Below are 20,077 nucleotides of genomic sequence, written 5' to 3'. Positions count from 1 at the left end.
GTTATTCCTTACCCGAACCTAGATCCGGAATTTTATTCGTTACCTTGGAGAGTCCTTCGAATACTCCCACAATATTCGCCATCTCTGTAGGAAGAACGGTAGTCTTTGCCTTTTGTAGGATCTCTCCTAAACCAGAAAGATAATCTTCAGTGATCTGCAGATTTACTGCTTCGGATCCTCCGTCTTTTCCGATGGCTTCTGAGATCATCTGGATCCCTTTTGCCTTTGCCTGAGCAACGAATTCGATTTCTTTTGCTTTTCCTTCGGCCTCGTTTACTTTTCGAATCTTCTCTCCTTCGGAAAGGTTGATTGCTTCTTGCCTTTCTCCCATAGAGCGATTGATCCTAGAAACCTTCTCACCCTCTGAAATAGTGATCTCGGCTCTCTTGACTCTCTCTGCCTTTACCTGCTCTTCCATCTCGTGTAGGATCTCCTTTGGAGGAGAAATATTCCGGATCTCATAGCGGGTGACCTTAATTCCCCAAGGGTCTGTCGCTTCATCGAGTGCTCTTACAACATTTGCGTTGATATCGTCTCTCTCGGAGAATGTATGGTCCAGTACGAGTTTTCCGATCTCAGAACGAAGAGTTGTTTGAGCGAGCTGAATGGTGGCGCTCAGATAATTCTCGATCTCATAAGATGCTTTGTATGCATCCATGACACGAATGTAAAGGATCCCATCCACTAGGATAGAAACGTTGTCTTTTGTGATACAGGTCTGAGGAGGGATATCGATCGCGACCTCTTTTAGGTTTTGTCTGTACTTAACCTGGTCGAGGATCGGAATTAAAAAATGAAAGCCTGCGCCCAAGGCTCCTCTAAAGATTCCCAAACGCTCCACCACAAAACTGTAATTTTGGGGAACGATGATGAATGTCTTCAACACCAGATAGATCAAGGCGATAAACGCCAAGGTGAAAATTAGGAACATATTTGTACCCTTCCAATCTCCTATTTATATTATTGTATTTCGGGAAAGTCCAATGGCTCTACTATGAAAGTGAGATTTTCTCTTTCTACGATCCTTGCTCTCTTTCCTGCAGGGATCCGTTTCGATTTGCTGATCGCATCCCATTCCGTGCCTTGGAATAGGATCCTTCCTCCTCTTCTTTCTACGAGAATGTCTTTGGAAACGGATACGATCCTGCCAGGGCCTTCGTCGGGGCTGAGGGTAGCCTTTTCGCTCGCCGAAGGAAAGAATTTTCTGAGAAAGGCGCCGCCAATGAGTATTAAAATTCCAGAAAGAGCCGCCCAGATCGCAGCCTGGGTTCCTATTCCAAGTTCTGTGAAATAAGAAAGGGTTCCTACGATCACTCCGGAAAGTCCCAGAAAGAATACAAAGGTTCCAGGGACGAAAAGCTCCGCGATCATGAGTAGTATTCCCGAAGCGATCCAGAGATAAGAAAGGGTATGTCCGTCTTGAAAAAAGTCCATGCTTAGGTTTGATGAAAGGGGAAAATTCTATTTTCAAAAACATTCCCGTCCATATTCTTAGCGGGAAACGATGAAAAAAATTTGGATTCGTCTTGGAATAGGGCTCGGAGTCATATTCCTTGCTCTTCAGTTTATCCCCGTACTTCCTCCGTTAGGAATGAATGCTAATGAAATCAAAACGGAAGAACGAGTCAAAAAGATTTTGAGAAGATCCTGTTACGACTGCCATTCGGATCTGGTCCAATGGCCTTGGTATTCAAAGGTTTTCCCAGTCTCCCTATACATAGCTCACCATATAGAAGAAGGAAGAGAAGAGCTGAATTTCTCCGAATGGGAAGCACTTACTGCTGCCAAGAAAGCGGACAAGGCAGAAGAAATCTTAGAAGAGATTGAAGAAGGCGAAATGCCTCCTAAAGATTATATTCTACTTCATTCGGACGCAAAACTGGACAAGGAAGAAATAGAGATCCTAAGAGATTGGCTACAAACCTTCGCCGAAAAAGAATAAATCATCCGCAAAAGCAATCTTAGAAAGTAAACTCGATGCAAAAAAAAGAAGAAGGCACAGGCAAACTTTGGGGAGGTAGATTCAAACAATCCGCGTCTCCCATTATGGAAAGGATAGGGGAATCCGTTTCCTTTGACCAAAAATTATACAAGGAAGATCTAGAAGGTAGCAGGGCTCACGCTAAGATGCTGCATAAGATCGGCATCCTAAATGCAGAAGAGTTAAAGCAGATCCTAGAAGGTCTCTCCCAAGTAGAGTCCGAGATAGAATCCGGAAACTTCAAATTTAGTTCCGAGCTAGAAGATATTCACATGCATATCGAATCCAGACTCACAGAACTCAAAGGAGAAGTCGGAAAGAAACTTCATACCGCAAGATCTAGAAATGATCAGGTGGCCCAGGATACACGCCTCTATGTTAGGAACAGGATCGAAGAGATCTTGGATCGTTTGGAGTCCTTAAGAAAAGCATTATATACAAGAGCCGGCGAGAATGTAGATACGATCATTCCAGGCTACACTCACTTGCAGGTGGCTCAACCTGTCCGTGCCTCTCATTTTCTACTCGCTTATTTCTGGATGTTCACTCGGGATGCAGAATTCTTTCGGTTTGCGCAAGAGAGTGCGAATTTACTCGTGCTAGGTTCCGGCGCCATGGCTGGAGTGAATTACCAAAACGATCGGGATTTTCTCGCGTCCGAATTGAGAACGAATGGGATCTCTCCGAATAGCATGGACGCGGTTGCGAGCAGAGATCATCTCTTACAGTTCTTATTCGCAGCTACTCAAACTATGCTGCACGCGTCTAGGTTTTGCGAAGATATTATCCTCTATTCTTCTCAGGAATTCGGATTAATTCGACTGCCAGATTCTTTGACAACTGGTTCTTCTATCATGCCCCAAAAGAAGAATCCTGATATTGCGGAATTGATCCGAGGAAAATCGGCAAGAGTCACAGGAAATCTGAATCATCTAATCGGACTACTAAAGGGGCTTCCTCTTACTTATAATAGAGATCTGCAAGAAGACAAGCTGGCCGTATTCGATGCTGTCGAGACGGTACTTATCAGTTTAGAAGGATTGGAGGCGATGGTTTCCGAGATGCAATTCCGTCCAGAAAGGGGAGAACGTTCTTTGAAAGAAGGATTTGCGACTGCAACAGATCTTGCAGATTTTCTTGTGGGAGAAAAGAAAATCGCATTTAGGACCGCTCACGAATTAGTTGGAAGACTTGTTTCGGAATGTGTGGAGAGAAAGGAAAATCTTTTTACTGTTCCTGAAGAAGTTCGGATAAAGATCTCTTCTCATTTCTCAGGAGAGGAATACCAAAAAGCGGTCAGTTTGGAATTATCCGCTGACAAAAAAGCGAGTTACGGTGGAACTGCTAGATCCAGACAACTAGAGCAATTGGAACTAGCAAAAAAAAGTCTGGAATCATCTTCTAAACATTGAACAAATCCATGGTTGGATCATCTAAAAGGAATATAGCATGAAGCAAATATCTTCGATTCGTAGGAGTTCCTACAAACAACTCATCTTGGGACTCTTGCCCTTATTATTCTCCTTTGCATGCAAAGCGAATCCGTACTCCGAGTTGAGATATACTCCTGAAACATATAAGCCTTTAAACGTGACCGTGAAGAAGACTGAAATAGCAAAATATGCTCTTCCAGAAAAGAAAGCAATTTATGCGGTTCTTCAAACTTCTCAAGGAGATATGGTATTTGAACTATTCGATAAGGATGCTCCTTATACCGTTCAGAATTTCATAGACCTGGCTCAAGGAGAGAAGGAATTCACCTTAAGGAATGGGCAGCCTCAAAAACGTCCTTTCTACGATGGATTGACCTTTCATAGAGTGATTGAGAATTTCATGATCCAAGGTGGATGTCCTTACGGAGACGGATCCGGAACTCCTGGATACAAATTTGCGGATGAGATCAACGCCAGAAGCTTAGGGTTAGATAAACAAAAGATCGGACAAGTTCCTTATTATATGAGCTATCTGCAAAGATATGTAACCCAAGAATTGGGGATTCGTAGCCAAAAAGAATTTGAAGACAGAAAAGAAGAGTTAGAGAGCAATTTTGAAAAAGCAAAAGGACTCTCCGTTATGGAAGTTCTCTATCGATTAGGATATCGTTATAATGAAGTGGTCAATAGCCACAAGGCGATCAAAGGAGCCTTGGCAATGGCGAATGCCGGACCGAATACAAACGGCTCTCAGTTCTTTGTGAACCAAGTAGATACCCCGCATTTGGATGGACTGCATACTGTTTTTGGACAGATCATAAGCGGTTCGGATGTGATCGATAAGATCATTGCCTCCGGAAATGGCAAGACTACGATCCGCAGGGTTTTAATCTTCGACCATAGAGAACAAAAATAATGAGATCTGCCCTGGAACAGAATCCTATATTTCTTTCGGTAGCCCGAGAGATCCATGCTGCTGCTTCCACGGGTAGAATTCTAGAAATATTATCCAAACTGAATATAGGAGATACCGAAGGCGCTACACTTTTAAGGGAGATTCGATCCAAGAAGGATACCGCCTGGGATTTCAGATCGATCATACTTTTGATCCGAGTAGTTCAGGAAAATCGCCAATCCCTAGGCCAAACCTACGAGGAGGCGATGGCTCGCTATAGTAAGGTAAACACGATCACCTCAAAGAGAAGGGCAAATGAAGAAGAAGTCCGACTCAAACAGACTCTTACTGACTATATTCTAAAAATAGAATCCAATTTCGAAAAGAACGATAGGGCAGACGAGTCCATGTTCAAGGAAATCTCTAAATTCCTAGAAGGTCTGGAATCTACGGATAAACTCTCCGAATCCAATATTGGTAGTTTGAATCTTTCTCCGAAAGCAGTAGGACTTGTTTCTCCCATCCTGGAGAAATACGAAGAAAACTTACAAGAGTACATCAAACTAAAGCCGGTACTCGGAAGACTCATCCGGATCGCCGACTATATCATAGAGGATGCCGGAGCCTAAACCTACGATTTTGACCTGAAAAATGGGGATTTTTGGATGGATTTCAAGAATTCCTGCCGAAGGGTAAAGGAGAGTAGGAAAACTTTTATCGTTTCCGGGACGAATGATTCCGGATCGATCGGCACTTGGAATGGATCGAATTCTTCTAATCAGTATTACTTTAATTTTGACAGGCGCCAGTCTGAATGCGTATCCGAATCGGAATGCAAGAGGAGAAGTTTCCGAAAACTATATCCAGGCCCAAGGGATCGTAGATATCAAGATCCCAAAAATGCAGTTCAGGGAAAAGGAACCGGTCTCTGCCGTTCTCTCCGTGAAGAACACAGGCAATGAAGTCTTACGGATCTTTCCGTATGGAAAGGATCTACGTTCCTTCCAAGTACTCGTCCGTGACGAAGACGGAAGAACTGTCACAAAACTGGAAGAAGAGCCAAAGCAGGATCCGGTTTTAAGAAGAAGAAATAAGGTAGAGAACTTAGTAGGGGACGAGGTCAAAGAGATCATTCTTCATAAGGACGAAACCTTCTCCAAGGAGATTCGATTGGATCGGATCTATGAATTGGAAGCCGGAAAGAAGTATTTTGTAACTGCGTATTTTTATCCAAATATCTCCGAATATGGAGATCATTTCATTCGTTCCGAGAGCCATCCATATTTTAGCGTAGAGGAAAGAAAGAAGGATTGGATCCTTCCTGGAGTTCCTTACCAAGATCCTCAAACGGATGGCCTAGAACCGGAAGAGGTGATCCATCTTTTCATGGGTGCAGAGAAGAAGCAAAATTGGAAGCTTCATTTCAAATGGATCCATTTCCCGGAATATATACTCGCGTATGATAGATATGCCAAGGATTGGCAACAAGCAGAAGAGGCAGAAAAGGATTTCGTTCTAGAAGAATTTAGAAATTATCTCTCGGAGAATAGATCCGGCGTGCTACAATATTACAAGATCCTGGGAGTGGAAAAGGTAAGTTCCAATCTCTCCAAGGTCCGTGTGGCAGTAGAGAGAAGGGTGAATAAGATCCCTGTTCGCTACGAGTACGAATTTACTCTGAGAAGGGTTCCGGAAGATTCCGGACAGTTTTGGAAAGTGGCGAATCTGCTAGCAAAGGTAAGAAAATGACCGAGATATTATCGCAAGACGAAATCGACGCACTCTTAAACGCGATCTCCAGCGGAGAAGTGGCGGAAGACGAATATTCTTCCGTTGGAGAACAGAAAAAGGTCAAGATCTACGACTTCAAGCGTCCGGATAAATTCTCAAAAGACCAGATCCGTACTCTTCAAATGATGCACGAGACATTCGCGTGTTTAGCAACCACTGGACTTTCCGCTCAGTTGCGAGCATTGGTGCATGTGCATGTGGCTGCGGTGGATCAGTTAACATACGAAGAATTCATTCGCTCCATTCCTAACCCTACAACACTTGCTGTGATCAATATGGATCCACTGAGGGGATCTGCAATCCTCGAGATAGACCCTTCTATTTCCTTTACGATCATTGATCGTCTATTCGGTGGAAAGGGAGAGACTGCCAAGATTTCCCGAGAGCTTTCCGAGATAGAGATGAGCGTAATGGAGGGGATCATAGTTCGTATTCTTGGAAACATGAGGGAAGCTTGGTCCACAGTGATCGATTTGCGTCCTCGTTTAGGAAACATTGAAACGAACCCTCAGTTCGCTCAGGTAGTTCCTCCGAATGACATGGTGGTTTTGATCAACTTGGAAACCAAGATCGGAGAGGTAGAAGGATTAACCAACCTTTGTATTCCTTATATTACCATCGAGCCGATCATTAACAAGTTATCCGCTCAGTACTGGTATTCCTCCATTCGTAAAGGTGAATTGGACGAGAACCGTGCCATCATCCAAGAACGATTGGATCAAGTGCAGATCCCTGTTATCGCAGAAGTTGGTTCTGTGGATATTTCCATCATGGACTTTATGAACCTGACAGTCGGAGACGTAGTGAAGTTAGAAAACACGACCACTAGATCCGATATGCTCGTGAAAGTGGGAGAACGTAAGAAGTTCAAATGTCTTCCTGGTAGAGTAGGGAACAGACTCGCTATCCAGATCGGTGATCGAGTGGAAGATATTCCGGACGAACTACTCGGATCCACAAGATCAGAACAAGAATACTGATCTTCTCATAAGGCATAAAAAAAGCGGGAAGGATTCCCGCTTTGCACATAAGATCTTGTCTTATATAGTACTGGTTACTTTTTCCAGTGGATGCATTCGCCTGGACATTCGTCCATTTCTTTCTGAACGGTTTTCCAATCCTCTTCAGGGATGGGAGCTTGGTTTACATTCTCTCCACCGATATGAGTTTCGGAAGTATCGTTATCGTCCATTTGAAAGTATTTAGGCAGGTTATCTGCGCACTGGTTGCAAGAAGTACAGTTGTCTTTATCTACGTAGGCTATTTTGCTCATTCTGTTTCTCCTCGGAACTTGTCGATAGCGGTCTAGGGCTACAATTTCCAGCCATGGGTAGGAGCGCAATACCTTTTCAGAGCAAATTCTACAGCTGAAAGTGGGTCTCAGGCAAGAAGTATCTTCTTTTTGTTTCCGCTGCAAAGGATCCGAATAATTCAAAAAACCCCTAAGTAAAAATGTGGACGGAAATTTATTTCATCGATATCCTTCCCCAAACCATTTCATCAAGGGAGAATTGGAACTACATGAAACGGATAGCTATTGCCTGTTTCCTGGCCCTCGCGATTGTTTTTTCAGATTGTAAAAAAGCAAAAGAGGACCTCCAAGGAGGTGTGATCACCTTCTCTAAAGGGACCGTAAAAATTTTCGATAAGACTGGAAAAGAAAAACCAGTTTCCGTAGATACTTTCTTACTTCCGGAAGACAAGATTGAGACCGGAAAAGATTCCTATGCGGATCTTCAATTAGCCGAGGGAGTCCTCGTTCGTATTAAAGAGAATACTAGCTTAGTACTTAAAAAGATATTCGTAGACTCTGCGAATGGAGAAGTCTTTACGGATTTCGGTCTAATCAAAGGAAAAGTATTCTCCAAAGTGGATACCAAACTTAGCAAAACAAGTAAGTTCACCGTTTCTACTCCTACTTCCGTGGCTTCCGTTCGAGGAACCGAATTCATCGTAGAGGAGACCGGAAAGGGCACTAGCACTCGTGTTTCCAACGGTGCAGTTGAGGTCACTGATGCGGATGATCCTAGCAAGGTGGCAGTAGCAGATTCTGGCGAAGGAGTAAGTGCTGACGGGAATGACCTGAAAGAAGCTCCTTTAACTGATGATGAATTGAACGAGTTGAAAAGCGACGCAGCTACCGTTCAGTCTATCACTGAAGAGCAAAGAGCAAGGATCCAAGAGATCTTAAAGGACTTCCAAGAGAATAAAGCAAGAATTCTCCAAGGTTTAGAAGACCAAAAGCAAAGGAATAAAGATCTCATCGAAGGTGCTAAAGAAGAAAATCGCAAACTCTTAGAAGACACTAAGAACGCCGGAAAAGAAGAGAAAGAAGCTATTAAAAAGTCCGCTCAAGAAGAGAAGGACAAAGTAAAATCTTCTATGGACGACGCGAAGAAAGAATTGGAGAACCAGCGCAAGTCTTTGAAAGACCAAGCAGCTCCTAAATAAAGAAACGTCTAAAGACTTCTAGTTGAAAAAGCCGTTCGTAAGAGCGGCTTTTTTATTCTTCGTCCGTGGATCTGAGTTTGTAGAATAGAATGATCAAAGCAAAAATCAGAGTGAAGATATTCGCGAGAATAATAGGGTAATCATTCTTTAGAAATCCGTAACAGAGCCAGAAGAAAACTCCCACGGAAAGTACTAGATACATATTTCTAGAAATATCTCTGGTTCTTTTGTCTAATACGACCTTAATCACTTGAGGAACGAATGCAAGAGTAGTCAGTGTGCAGGCTGTAAAGCCTAACCAAGAGATAGGATCCATTAACGAGAACCGTATTCTCTTGTGACTATTGTTTTGATCCCGCCTCTGATATTATAATCCCCTTTGACCAGTATATATTTAGGATCAATAGACTGGACCAGATCTTCTAAAATATGATTCACAACATTCTCGTGAAAGATGCCAAGATTTCTGTACGCTAGAATATACTCTTTTAAAGACTTCAGCTCTATACATTTGGCTTTAGGAATATAACTGATCTCGATTACTCCGAAATCGGGCAATCCAGTCTTAGGGCAAACCGCTGTAAATTCGGGAATGGTAAAATCGATTGTGTAATCCTTCCCCTCATAAACATTGGCGAAAGATTCTATCTCAGGAAGTCTCAGGCTTGGGATATGATCCTGTCTTCCCTCGTAAGTGGAAATTCCGGTCGACTCTTGCTCGTGGCTCATGATTCCCTCTAAGAACCAGAGTTTTCCGGACTTTCTCTCTGGGAATCTTTTTACACCCGAGTTCCAAAACGAAGCACTAGGATTTTACTGAAATGAAGCGCCAAAATACCATAGGTATCGTAGATTTCGGTGGGCAGTATGCTCATTTGATTGCCTCTAGAATCCGGCGACTGGGCGCTTACTCTGAAATACTGAGTAATGACGAATCTTTAGAAACCTATTCGGGACTTTCCGGATTAATCCTCTCCGGTGGACCGGAAAGCGTATATGAAAAGGATTCTCCTTCCTTATCCGAAAAGGTATTAGAACTTGGATTGCCTGTGCTCGGGATCTGCTACGGACATCAGCTAATGATGAAACTTCTCGGCGGGGAAGTGAAGGCAGGTAACGCGGAATACGGAAGAGCTGCATTAGATTTTATTGATACTTCCAAGACCGAATTATTGAGGGGATTCAAAGGCGGAGAAGTCGTTTGGATGAGCCATGGAGACGAGGTCACTAAACTTCCTCCTGGATTTACAAGAACAGCGTCTAGCCATGACTGTCAGTTTGCAGTAGTTGAGAATCAGGACAGAAAATGGTTCGGCATCCAGCTTCATCCGGAAGTAACTCATACTGAAAAAGGAAGCGTTCTTTTAGAGAACTTTGTCCGGATCGCAGGGGCCGAAGGAACCTGGAATTTAAAACAATTCCTAGACCAAAAAGAAAAAGAACTGCTTCAGACGATCCCTTCCGACAAGAAAGTTTTCTTACTCGTTTCCGGTGGAGTGGATTCAACCGTATCTTATCTTTTACTGTCTCGCGCGCTTGGCAAGGATAGAGTTTTTGGGGTCTTGATCGACACTGGCTTTATGAGAAAGGATGAAGTTTCCAATCTTCAGTCCAAACTTGCTCCCCAAGGGATCCAATTGCATGTGCATGATGCTTCCGAGCTATTCTATTCCAGATTGAAAGGAAAAACAGATCCGGAAGAAAAACGCAAGATCGTTGGGAATCTATTCTTAGAAGCCCAAGCAGATTGCGCGAGAGAACTGGGATTGAATTCCGAAGAGTGGCTTCTTGGCCAAGGGACCATCTATCCGGATACCATCGAAAGCGGTGGCACTAAACATTCTCATACAATCAAAACTCATCATAATAGAGTAGAGGCCATCCAAAAGCTGATGGAAGAGGGAAAGATCGTAGAACCGATCAAGGATCTTTACAAGGATGAGGTTCGTGAATTAGGAAGCTTCTTGGGTTTGCCTATGGAATGGACAAACAGACATCCTTTTCCTGGACCTGGACTTGTAGTCAGAATGATCGCTCAAGAGAAGTCTTTAAGTGATTCCGTTCAAAAAGAATTGGATGAGTTTCTGGGATCGGATCCTTCTCTGCAAGGAAGATTGATACCAGTAGCTTCCGTAGGAGTCAAAGGAGACCAGAGGTCTTATGCTCATTGCGCTACTATCGTAGGAGAGAAAACTTGGGAGGAGTTGGACAAGATCTCCACTTCGATCACGAATAAGATCTCTTCTATCAATCGGGTTGTGTTGCTTCTGAAACACAAAGTCCAGGAACTTAACTCTCTCTCTTTCTCTTTTCAAAAGATCGACCTAGACAAAAAGGATTCTGATCTACTGAGAGAAGCGGATGCAATCGTAGAGAATATCCTACAGAAAAGGAAGGTATATGATCGGATCTGGCAAATGCCGGTCGTTCTTCTGCCTGTTGGATCCCAGGCTGGAAAAAGAAGTATCGTCTTAAGACCTGTGGATTCGCAAGAAGCGATGACTGCAAGCTTCTTCCATTTGGAAAAAGAGATCTTAGAAGAATTAGTCACCGAGATCCTAAAAATCCCGGAGATCGATTACGTATTTTACGATCTTACAAATAAGCCGCCTGGCACGATCGAGTGGGAATGATTCGGATTTGTTCCGAGTCTTGCGCTCATTTATAATTCTGAGAGAGAAGGATCTTTTCTTTGGATGAAAAATTCCTTTCCTTTCCAAAGAAGTTTCCATCCTTTCTCGGTTTCTTCCCAATCCGTATTCTGATCTAAAATGATCTCGGTTGCGATCCGTCCCCAAATATCTTCTGAAAACGGGTAAATCAAAATATCCTGAGGATCAAGTCTAAGATTCTCTGGATGAAAATCTATCCCTCCCTTTCCTCCGTAATATAGTTTTTCGTTTTTGAGAGAATGAAATACGATCGGATAATGGGAAGTGCTGACGAAATTCAATTCCTGACCACAAGGGGAAACATACGGATATTCGGAATGTTCTCCTGTTCGATTCTTGCGGAGTCTAGTCAGAAAAAAGTCCAGAAAACTAGGATCGATTAGTTCCGAATTCTCGTGAAAGACTTTTCCGTGAGAATCGATTTGGTAGAAATACTTCCTCAATTGTCCTTCCTCCAGTTTTCTATTGACACCTTGCCTAGGAACAAAATCATACCTCATAACGGCGTCGTAGCCAAGTGGTAAGGCATGGCTCTGCAAAAGCTTGACCCCCGGTTCGAATCCGGGCGACGCCTGCCAGAGTCTCTTGAAACGCCTGGATGGTGGAATCGGTAGACACCCAGGACTTAAAATCCTGTGAGTTCACGCTCGTGCGGGTTCAAGTCCCGCTCCAGGTACCAATCTTCAAAGTTTAAAATCGCATAGATCTCCGAGATCGATTGCGGGGATTTGGACCGGTTTTTCCGGATCAAAATCCGCAAATCGGATTTTAAAGCTCCGAAAGAATACGATATCAGGAAAGATCGTAATCTTAGAGAGTCCTATGCTTTCTTTCCAGACATAGGAGTCCCAACCGGAGCCTAGGTTCAACTCCTCAGATCCAAGGTCGAATTTTCTATGCGACCAATAAAGTTTGTCCTCATCAAAAGATTCTTCTGAGAAAACGATGATCCGTACTTTCTTAGGAGGATTCTTTGCGGTAGGAGAAATATAAAACCCAATCGAATACGGTTCTTCTCTAAGCTTTGCAGGATTCGGATATCTATGAGTGAGGCAGCCTTCTAAATAGAATTCGGAACCCGCTTCTTTAGAAGAAACCTCGATCGACTGTGTCAGTCTTTTTTCCCTTTCTTCCGAAGCTGATCTAAAAGGAAATACAGCTTTTTCTAATTTCTTGGTATAATGAGAAGATTCTGCAAAGATTTGTCTTGCGTAGGCGAGCTGGAATGGAGTGCTTAGTCTCCAAATCCAGAATCCAGTATTTAATAAAAATGTAATGCAGATAAATGCCAGGGCAAATGGAGAAGGCTTAGACTCGATTTTTTTTCCTCTTCCCCAAAGTATTCCTGCGAGAGCAAAAAAGGGAAGGGCCACTTCGTCATCCAGAAGGTAGCATTGAAAGAATCCAGCAACCCAAATGAAACCTATCCCTAAGAGAGGAAAACTTCCTTTTACTAATTTATCAGAATCTATTCTTTTGAATAAAAGATAAAAGAATAGAATCCAAAGAATGGCTGAAGCCCAGCCTCCTACAATTGCGAATTCCAATAGATCATTGTGAGCATGCTTGTTCGGAGTGATATATAGCTCGTACCATAATTGCTCTTGAGCTGTGATCAGAGGTACTTCTTCTTTTGTACTTTCTTCTTTAAATCTTCCTCCTCCAACTCCCAAGATCGGATTTTTTATAAGAAGAGGAAGACTCAGCTTATAGATCCAATACCTTTGATTTTCAGGAGTTTGTATTTCTGTGAGTTGAGAAACAGTTCTTTGAAGAAGCCAATTCTTTTGATATAGGAAGCGAATGCTAATCCCCGCAATACAGACTAGCAATAGAATTACAAGAGCTCTTTTGAGTTGTATCTTAGAAAGAATTGCCCTAAACGACTCTTGGGATCCGAGCAAAACGAATCCGAACACTGCGGCGATCCCAAGCCAAGCAGACTTGCTTTGGTTTAAGAGAAATACCCAAAGACTTAAGAAAGATAGAATGGAAAGAAATAGGATTTTCGGAACCTTCTTCTCTTTGAGAGATTGAAAAGTAAGGAGAAGGATTCCGGGAAGGTAAAAGGAAAGCAGACCTCCGTAGGTTAAGTGAGTGTTCATTAACCCGATCGGCAAATAGGTTTGAAAACCGAAAAGCGGTCCTGCGGGATGCTGTCTTCTATCTCCGGGCGCAGGATGAAATCCGTTAGAGATAAATTTGCCCAGTCTGTATTCGCTGAATACGGATGCAATTCCGCTGAGTAGCAAGAGAGAGAATGAGATCCATAGAAACTGATAGATCTTTTTCTGGTTTTCTTCCTTGGAGGAATGAAAGGCAGCAATCGGAAAGATAAGCGCTAACCAAAAATCTCCTGCTTCCGATTGTCTAGTGAATGTTTTCCAGAAATGAGAATACTCCTGGAAATGAACAAGAGAGGAAAGAAATACCAAGAAGTAGGCACCTAAGATGAAAGCCCAAGGCAAAAGATATTGCTTGAGTTTAGGCCCGTTCTCTCTCAAGGAAAATAGGAAGGAAAAAATGCAAAGCCCGGCAAGAACTTGAGAAGCCGAAACGGAGAGCGGAAACGCAACTAAGAAATAGAGTAAGGAATAGAAGGAAACGGATTCTGAGATCCTGGAAATTCTGTCCGATCGAATGAGATTCACAGGTTCCCCAGCTTTTCTTTTTCCAAGTATATTTCCAGAAAAAACCGCTGACAAAGAAGGAAAAGCTCCTATTTTAGGAAAGTATCCGCCTTTTCGCCAGGCAACAAGCTCATGACAGAAACTTCTAAAGCAAAGGAGACTCCTTCTCCTAAAAAAAGGAAAAAAAAAGCCGGATCGCAACTTAGCCTGGATTCGAACCGAGAAAGATTCCTGAAAAAACTCTCCGTAGCAATTATCACCTATAATGAAGAATCGAATATCGGGGATTGCATTCGTTCTTGCCGAGATATAGCGGATGAGATCATCGTCTTGGATTCAAACAGCACAGACGGCACAAAGGAGATCAGTAAATCCTTTCCTGAGGTCCGATTTTCTTCCCAGAGTTTTAAAGGACATGTGGAACAGAAGAATGACGCGATCTCTCTCTGCAAGAATGAGTGGATCCTTTCTCTAGATGCGGATGAAAGACTGAGCGAGGAGCTTAGATCTTCTCTTCGGGATTTCTTATCTGTTCCGGACGATCCGAAATACAATGGTCTAAAAGTCTCTAGGTTGACCTTTCATATGGGAAGGTTTATCCGTTTCTCCGGTTGGTATCCTCAGACAAAGTTTAGGGTGATTCGAAAATCCAAGGCGGTTTGGGCCGGAGAGAATCCGCATGACTATCTAGTCGTCGAAGGAAAAGGCAGAAAAGTAAAGGGTGATATCCTTCACTACAGTTTTACAGATCTTTCTCAACAAGTAGACACGATCAATAAATTCTCTTCCATCGTTGCTTGGACTAGATTCAATAAGAAGAAACGTTTTTCCATTCTGAGAACGATCACCAAACCTTTCGGGAAATTCCTGGAGATTTATCTGTTCAAGTTCGGCTTTCTGGACGGTTTTCCTGGATTTGCGATTGCTGTTTCTTCTGCATATTCCACTTTCTTAAAGGAAGCAAAGGTCTATGAGCTCGGCAAAAAGCTGATCGATCGACCTTCCAATCTTAGAAAAGATTACGGAAAATAAGATGGCTTCTAAAAAGAAAAAGTCAAGTTTCTGGAATAAGATCTTTTTCTGGAGAAAGAAGAAGAATGTCCTTCCGGAAAATGAAAAGGAAATCGTAAGAGAGAGCAGGGGATATACTTGGGAATTAAAGGACCTTCGAGAAAAAGCGGATCGCTTCTTTGTGACTCGAAAGAAACCTTCCGGAACCGTATTCGAATCCACTGCCTTAAAACTTACCAAAAATAATAGGCATCTTTTCCGTTTAGAAGGAAAAGAAAAGTCAGGCAGAGAGTATTCACTCGTGATCTCTACTGGGAATTATCTGACTGAACAAAACGGCAAAATAAGCGGAGTAGTATTTTTAGGAGAAGCTGATCTAAACAGACTTTTGGGCGGAGATCATAAGAGCCTAAAGACCATTCTTTCCGGCTTGAATACTCCGAATTGGGATGAGGAGTCCTGGTCTGTTTTAGAAGAAGAGCCGGATCTAAAACGTTCTGTCGATTCTTGGAAGGAGATCTTAACTTGGGAAGCGATTTGGAAGCAGCAGATCGTAATCAATCTTCGTCCAAGCACAACCGCCATTCTTCTTATTTTCTTAGGCAAAGAATTCGAAGATTTCTTTCAGGCGAATTCTTCGGAAAGAATCAGACAGATCGTTTCTAAGGAACTGTATTTCTTGAATGTAAGTGGGAACAGAAACTCTCCTCATTCTGAAAATTTAACTCTCTACGAATTCGATTCCGCAAAGAAAGAATTCGAACTTGTGCTCTCCAAAATCCGGTCTAAAAAGGAAAAGTGAATATGGACTTAAAAGAGATCGCTTCCAAACAAATCCTAGATTCTATCCAGACCAAAAAAGATGTGCTGGATACGTTACTTCCTGAGATCGTTCAGGCCGGTCAAATTGCTTCTAAAGTATTAGAAAATGGGAATATGATCCTGTTTTGCGGAAATGGTGGATCCTCCTGCGATGCTTCTCATATTGCAGCCGAGCTTGTAGTTCGCTACAAATCCGGAAATGAAAGAAGAGCACTTCCTGCGATTTCATTGTCTTCCGATTCTGCGGTACTCACTGCTTGTTCCAACGATTACGGATATGAGGAAGTGTTCTCTAGACAAGTGCAAGCATTCGGTAAACCGGGAGATCTTTTGATTGGCCTTTCTACGAGCGGGAATTCTAAAAATGTGATCTCTGCTACGGAAGCTGCCAAGAAATTAGGAATGAAAACGATTTCATTCTTGGGTGGAGACGGAGGAAAATTAAAAGGAATGGCAGATCTTGATATAATCATTCCTAGAAAGGAAACTGCCAGAATCCAAGAGTCCCATATTTTAATCGGTCATATCCTCTGTTCCATCATAGAACAGGAACTATTTCAATTGAGCTGAACTTGCTACGCTCTGATTCGGAAGAGATCCTGAATTGCCAAAACCTTTCCGTAATCTCGGAGTCTTCTTCCATTTTGCGGGAATTCGATTTTCTGATCCGTAAGGGTGAGATCCATGCACTAGTGGGCGAGTCGGGAAGCGGCAAGTCTACATTTGCGAATACAGTGCTTGGGCTTCTTCCAAAGAATTTACATGCAACCTGGAAGAAGTTTTCTATCTTCGAAAAAGAGATCCCCTCCGGTGATTTCCATGCTTGGAAAGATTGGCGGGGAAGAAAGATCAGTCTCATTCCCCAAAGTGCAGCTATCGGACTACATCCTTTCTTAAGCATCGGTTCGCAGATGAGAGAATATTTTTCTCTCATCGATCCATCCCTTTCCGGAAGGGAAGAAGGGATCCGATTATTAAGAGAATTCGGATTGATTGATCCGGAAGGGGCCTGGGATTCCCGTCCTCATCAATTGTCCGGAGGAGAAAGACAGAGAGTTTTAGTATTACTTTCGGTGTATTCTAAAGCGGAACTGATCCTGGCAGACGAACCTACTTCTGCTTTGGACCCGGAGACAGGCAAAGGGATTTTGGATCTTCTCAAAACTCGCATCCAAGGATCGGGAGCCGGGCTTCTATTTATCAGCCACGATCTTAGTTCCGCGAGGGAACTCGCCGATACTATAACTGTAATGAGGTCCGGACAGAAAGTAGAAACTCTGAGTAAAACAGGATCCGGCTGGGAACCGAATTCGGAGTACGCAAGAAAACTGTTTGCCTTGGATGAAAATTTTGCTTAAATTGCGTAACGCCATGCGATCTGGGGTCTTCTTTCGTTTCGTATTTTTCTTACTATTCGCTTTTCCATTGTTTGTTGGAGCGGAGAGCCTTATTTTAGAAGACTTTGATATTTCCGATTATCCTAAGGTAGAAGTACGACTCAGAGCAAGTAGGGGACTTTCCTTAGATAAGGAGATTCTTTCTCTTTCCGAGCATAAGGAAAATCGTTCTCGTAGAGTCGGGCCGAGCAAGGTGGAAAGACCGGACGGCACAAGACCAGTTCATTTCTATCTGGTCACTCAGATGACCGACTCTTTCGATCATAATATGCAGGCCACAGAGATCATTAAGACGATCGTAGAAAGAGGCGAGCCCGAAGACAGATTCAGTTTCGTATTCTTTACAGACGATGTATTTCTATCCAAGGAAGATCTAGGAAAATCGGACGCCTTAAAAGAAGCCAAGGTTCCCGGAGGAAAATCCAACAGGAATACTTCTTCTAATCTGGACTATGTATTTCAAAAGATCTCTCCTCGTTTGCAAGAAAACGATTATGTGTTGGTATTATTTTACGATAGGGATTTGATCCCTTCTTCCGAGGCACAAAACGGAGAATACACTCGAAATGTTCCCGTCCATGTGCTTTCTTTCGCTTCTACCGGAGCCAAATATCTAGCAAAGAGATATGGAGGAGAATTCTATTCTCTCACCAGTGCAGATTTTAGAAGCCAACTTCTTTCTGACCAGAATTACTTTAGAAAGAAGCCTTGGTCTTTGACCTACGATTCTCCCTTCCAAGACGAATGGCAATTTCAGGGAGACGGTGCGGTGCAAGTCGAATTGGAAACGAAGAGTTCCAGAAGATTGACTTTTGCATACGATATTCCATTTGGCACTCGGATCAGAACCTTTCTCTTACATCCTTCTATCTTTTTACCGAGCCTAGGCTTTTTAGTTTTTCTTACCTTGGTTGCTCTTCTTCTAGTTTGGAGGAAGGGAAAGAAACAACCGGAAGGTTCTGTGAGCCCGGAAGAAAGATTGCATACCATTGAAGACGAGCAAGATGCGTATCGAAAAATGTACGGCAACCAATACCAATTGGTGTACTCCGAAGAAGACCGGATCGAAACGGAACGCTCTCATCCAATCGCCCTAAAGGAATTCGAAGAAGGAGAGGCCTATGAAAAGGCAACCCTTGTCCTGAAAGAGGGAAGAAATCCTGGCAAACAGTATTCATTAGGAAGAGCAGAAACGACGATCGGGAATTCGGATCTATGTGATCTGGTTTTATACGAGCAATCCGTGAGTAAAAACCACGCTCGGATCCGAAAAGTCAGAAATAGATACATACTCTATGATCTGGTCTCCGAGGCGGGCACATTCTTAAATGGTAAGAAAGTGCTTAGGCCCCGTATCTTGTACGATTTCGACGAGATCGGCATAGGCAAAGCTCTTCTAGTATTTAGAGGGAAGTAGAGAAGCAAATCGGAGTCTCTCTTTCGGAACCTTCTTTACGAAAAACCGCTACTTTTTAGCATGGAAGAGAGACTCTTCCGAAAGTCTGGAAATCTTAGCTCTTCCTGCCGGATCGGATCCGGAGTCTAATCTTTATCTTTTATTACCCCCTGGGGGATCTGCACACCATGAAAACGATGTTCGAAAAAATCTGGGAAGACCATCTGGTCGGCGAATTGGAAGGGGGCTCCTACCTTCTCTATATAGATCGCCACCTCATTCACGAGGTAACAAGCCCCCAGGCTTTTGACGGCCTTCGTATGGCGTCTAGAAAAGTTCGTCGTCCGGAAGCTACTTTCGCGACTATGGACCACAATGTTTCCACTCGCATTCGTGATTTAGAATTAGCAGATCCTATCTCTGCAAATCAGATGAAAACTCTCATGAAGAATTGTGAGGAGAACGGGATCACATTATACGATCTAAATCACCCGGACCAAGGGATCATTCACGTGATCGCTCCTGAGATGGGACTGACTCATCCTGGGATGACAATTGTCTGCGGCGACTCTCATACTTCTACTCATGGAGCCTTTGGAGCTCTTGCCTTCGGTATTGGAACATCCGAAGTGGAGCACGTGCTTGCCACTCAAACTCTTCTGCAAAGAAGAGCGAAGACAATGGAGATCCGAGTAGACGGAAAATTATCTCCCCATGTGACCGCGAAGGATATCGTTCTCGCAATCATCGGAAAAATAGGCACAGGTGGAGCGACCGGATACGTAATCGAATACAGAGGATCTGCGATTTCTTCCCTTAGTATGGAAGCTCGTATGACAGTCTGCAATATGTCGATCGAAGCTGGTGCTCGTGCGGGACTCATCGCTCCGGACCAAATTACTTTTGATTATCTAAAAGATAGAGACTTTGCGCCTAAGGGTGCGGAATGGGAACTCGCTCTCCAGAAATGGAAACGTTATGTGACTGACGAAGGCGCTAAGTTCGACACTAGCATCGTATTGAAAGCAGAGGACATCGCTCCTCAAGTTACCTGGGGAACTTCTCCAGGACAAGTCGTCCCTGTTACCGGAGTCGTTCCTGATCCTAAGGACGCTTCTGATCCAGTGGAAAAGATAAGCATCGAGAACGCACTTAAATACATGGACCTGAGTCCTGGACAAAAGCTGGAAGAAGTAACAGTCAATAAGGTCTTTATCGGTTCTTGCACGAACTCGAGGATTGAAGATCTAAGAGTGGCAGCTTCTACCGTAAAAGGAAAGAAAGTCTCTTCTAAGGTGCAAGCAATTGTAGTTCCAGGATCCGGAAGAGTAAAACGCCAGGCGGAACAAGAAGGTCTGGACAAGATCTTCGTAGAAGCGGGTTTCGAATGGAGACAGCCAGGTTGTTCTATGTGTCTTGCTATGAATGATGATGTTCTTTCTCCGGGAGACAGATGTGCTTCCACTTCCAATCGTAACTTCGAGGGAAGACAAGGTAAAGGGGGAAGAACCCACCTAGTCGGTCCTGCAATGGCAGCAGCTGCCGCGATCGAAGGTCATTTCGTAGATATCCGTTCTTGGAAATAAGGAGATAGAGAA

The 20,077-nt window shown here is 43.3% G+C and carries 21 protein-coding genes and 2 tRNA genes; 16 read left to right on the top strand and 7 right to left on the bottom strand.

From position 1 onward, the window contains the following. Window position 1: 1 nt before the first annotated feature. Together EHO59_RS15630 and EHO59_RS15625 are read right to left on the bottom strand one after the other, a co-directional pair. A complete protein-coding gene (locus EHO59_RS15630) occupies window positions 2–931 on the bottom strand; it encodes an SPFH domain-containing protein (protein ID WP_135589391.1) in 930 nt (309 codons plus the stop codon). A gap of 29 nt (window positions 932–960) precedes the next feature. After that, a complete protein-coding gene (locus EHO59_RS15625) occupies window positions 961–1,434 on the bottom strand; it encodes an NfeD family protein (protein WP_135589390.1) in 474 nt (157 codons plus the stop codon). A gap of 70 nt (window positions 1,435–1,504) precedes the next feature. Between EHO59_RS15625 and EHO59_RS15620 the strand changes: the two genes are divergently transcribed. The 6 genes from EHO59_RS15620 to fliM all read left to right on the top strand — a co-directional run bounded on the left by EHO59_RS15620 (window position 1,505) and on the right by fliM (window position 7,080). Then, on the top strand, window positions 1,505–1,942 hold the full coding sequence (locus EHO59_RS15620) for a heme-binding domain-containing protein (protein ID WP_135589389.1): 438 nt from the start codon (window positions 1,505–1,507) through the stop codon (window positions 1,940–1,942). 35 nt (window positions 1,943–1,977) lie between these two features. Beyond that, on the top strand, window positions 1,978–3,393 hold the full coding sequence (argH, locus tag EHO59_RS15615) for an argininosuccinate lyase (RefSeq protein ID WP_135589388.1): 1,416 nt from the start codon (window positions 1,978–1,980) through the stop codon (window positions 3,391–3,393). A gap of 37 nt (window positions 3,394–3,430) precedes the next feature. Beyond that, window positions 3,431–4,330, top strand: a complete 900-nt coding sequence (locus EHO59_RS15610; protein ID WP_135589387.1) for a peptidylprolyl isomerase — start codon at window positions 3,431–3,433, stop codon at window positions 4,328–4,330. After that, a complete protein-coding gene (locus tag EHO59_RS15605) occupies window positions 4,330–4,938 on the top strand; it encodes a hypothetical protein (protein ID WP_135589386.1) in 609 nt (202 codons plus the stop codon). The genes EHO59_RS15610 and EHO59_RS15605 overlap by 1 nt, the downstream gene beginning before the upstream one ends. A 130-nt stretch (window positions 4,939–5,068) precedes the next feature. Continuing rightward, the gene (locus tag EHO59_RS15600; protein WP_135589838.1) at window positions 5,069–6,058 is read left to right on the top strand and encodes a hypothetical protein; all 990 of its coding nucleotides are present in this window, start codon (window positions 5,069–5,071) and stop codon (window positions 6,056–6,058) included. Further along, a complete protein-coding gene (gene fliM, locus EHO59_RS15595; protein WP_135589385.1) occupies window positions 6,055–7,080 on the top strand; it encodes a flagellar motor switch protein FliM in 1,026 nt (341 codons plus the stop codon). The genes EHO59_RS15600 and fliM overlap by 4 nt, the downstream gene beginning before the upstream one ends. A gap of 74 nt (window positions 7,081–7,154) precedes the next feature. Here the strand turns inward: fliM and EHO59_RS15590 are convergent, their stop codons facing one another. After that, window positions 7,155–7,373, bottom strand: coding sequence for a ferredoxin (locus tag EHO59_RS15590; protein ID WP_135589384.1), 219 nt, complete (start codon window positions 7,371–7,373; stop codon window positions 7,155–7,157). A gap of 248 nt (window positions 7,374–7,621) precedes the next feature. Here EHO59_RS15590 and lsa33 point away from each other — a divergent pair, with 248 nt between their 5' ends. Next, complete coding sequence (gene lsa33 / locus EHO59_RS15585; RefSeq protein ID WP_135589383.1) at window positions 7,622–8,551, top strand: surface adhesin Lsa33; 930 nt, start codon at window positions 7,622–7,624, stop codon at window positions 8,549–8,551. Window positions 8,552–8,603: 52 nt separating this feature from the next. Here lsa33 and EHO59_RS15580 read toward each other — a convergent pair whose 3' ends face one another. Beyond that, window positions 8,604–8,867, bottom strand: coding sequence for a SemiSWEET transporter (locus EHO59_RS15580; RefSeq protein WP_135589382.1), 264 nt, complete (start codon window positions 8,865–8,867; stop codon window positions 8,604–8,606). After that, window positions 8,867–9,280 (bottom strand): preQ(1) synthase, encoded by a 414-nt coding sequence (queF, locus tag EHO59_RS15575; protein WP_135589381.1) that lies wholly within the window; start codon window positions 9,278–9,280, stop codon window positions 8,867–8,869. Before queF ends, EHO59_RS15580 begins: the two co-directional genes overlap by 1 nt. Before the next feature lie 92 nt (window positions 9,281–9,372). On the opposite strand from queF, the gene guaA reads away from it, so the two are divergent. After that, a complete protein-coding gene (guaA, locus tag EHO59_RS15570) occupies window positions 9,373–11,184 on the top strand; it encodes a glutamine-hydrolyzing GMP synthase (protein WP_135589380.1) in 1,812 nt (603 codons plus the stop codon). A 29-nt stretch (window positions 11,185–11,213) separates the two neighbouring features. Here guaA and EHO59_RS15565 read toward each other — a convergent pair whose 3' ends face one another. Continuing rightward, entirely contained in the window at window positions 11,214–11,666 is a 453-nt protein-coding gene (locus tag EHO59_RS15565; RefSeq protein ID WP_135589379.1) for a DUF4505 family protein, read from the bottom strand. A 60-nt stretch (window positions 11,667–11,726) separates the two neighbouring features. Here EHO59_RS15565 and EHO59_RS15560 point away from each other — a divergent pair. Next, a tRNA-Cys gene (locus tag EHO59_RS15560) sits at window positions 11,727–11,797 on the top strand. Window positions 11,798–11,815: 18 nt separating this feature from the next. Further along, window positions 11,816–11,902 (top strand) — tRNA-Leu (locus tag EHO59_RS15555). A 4-nt stretch (window positions 11,903–11,906) separates the two neighbouring features. Here EHO59_RS15555 and EHO59_RS15550 read toward each other — a convergent pair. After that, window positions 11,907–13,928 carry an O-antigen ligase family protein gene (locus EHO59_RS15550; protein ID WP_342776339.1) on the bottom strand — a complete coding sequence of 674 codons (2,022 nt, stop codon included), beginning with the start codon at window positions 13,926–13,928 and terminating at the stop codon, window positions 11,907–11,909. Window positions 13,929–13,985: 57 nt separating this feature from the next. On the opposite strand from EHO59_RS15550, the gene EHO59_RS15545 reads away from it, so the two are divergent. From EHO59_RS15545 to leuC, 6 genes are all read left to right on the top strand, one after another. Continuing rightward, window positions 13,986–14,885 (top strand): glycosyltransferase family 2 protein, encoded by a 900-nt coding sequence (locus tag EHO59_RS15545; RefSeq protein WP_135589378.1) that lies wholly within the window; start codon window positions 13,986–13,988, stop codon window positions 14,883–14,885. A gap of 1 nt (window position 14,886) precedes the next feature. Beyond that, window positions 14,887–15,666, top strand: a complete 780-nt coding sequence (locus EHO59_RS15540) for an LBBP_01157 family protein (protein WP_135589377.1) — start codon at window positions 14,887–14,889, stop codon at window positions 15,664–15,666. A 2-nt stretch (window positions 15,667–15,668) separates the two neighbouring features. Next, window positions 15,669–16,256 carry a D-sedoheptulose 7-phosphate isomerase gene (gmhA, locus tag EHO59_RS15535; protein ID WP_135589376.1) on the top strand — a complete coding sequence of 196 codons (588 nt, stop codon included), beginning with the start codon at window positions 15,669–15,671 and terminating at the stop codon, window positions 16,254–16,256. A gap of 2 nt (window positions 16,257–16,258) precedes the next feature. Continuing rightward, window positions 16,259–17,044, top strand: a complete 786-nt coding sequence (locus tag EHO59_RS15530) for an ATP-binding cassette domain-containing protein (protein ID WP_135589375.1) — start codon at window positions 16,259–16,261, stop codon at window positions 17,042–17,044. Then, window positions 17,028–18,500 (top strand): FHA domain-containing protein, encoded by a 1,473-nt coding sequence (locus EHO59_RS15525; protein ID WP_135589374.1) that lies wholly within the window; start codon window positions 17,028–17,030, stop codon window positions 18,498–18,500. The genes EHO59_RS15530 and EHO59_RS15525 overlap by 17 nt, the downstream gene beginning before the upstream one ends. A gap of 167 nt (window positions 18,501–18,667) precedes the next feature. Beyond that, window positions 18,668–20,065, top strand: a complete 1,398-nt coding sequence (gene leuC / locus EHO59_RS15520; protein WP_135589373.1) for a 3-isopropylmalate dehydratase large subunit — start codon at window positions 18,668–18,670, stop codon at window positions 20,063–20,065. Window positions 20,066–20,077 lie beyond the last annotated feature (12 nt).

It is taken from the genome of Leptospira semungkisensis (genome assembly GCF_004770055.1).
In the GTDB taxonomy this organism is placed as follows: Bacteria; Spirochaetota; Leptospiria; order Leptospirales; family Leptospiraceae; genus Leptospira_B; species Leptospira_B semungkisensis.
Note: the sequence above shows the minus strand (reverse complement) of the source record. Positions and strands in the feature narration are given on the sequence as shown.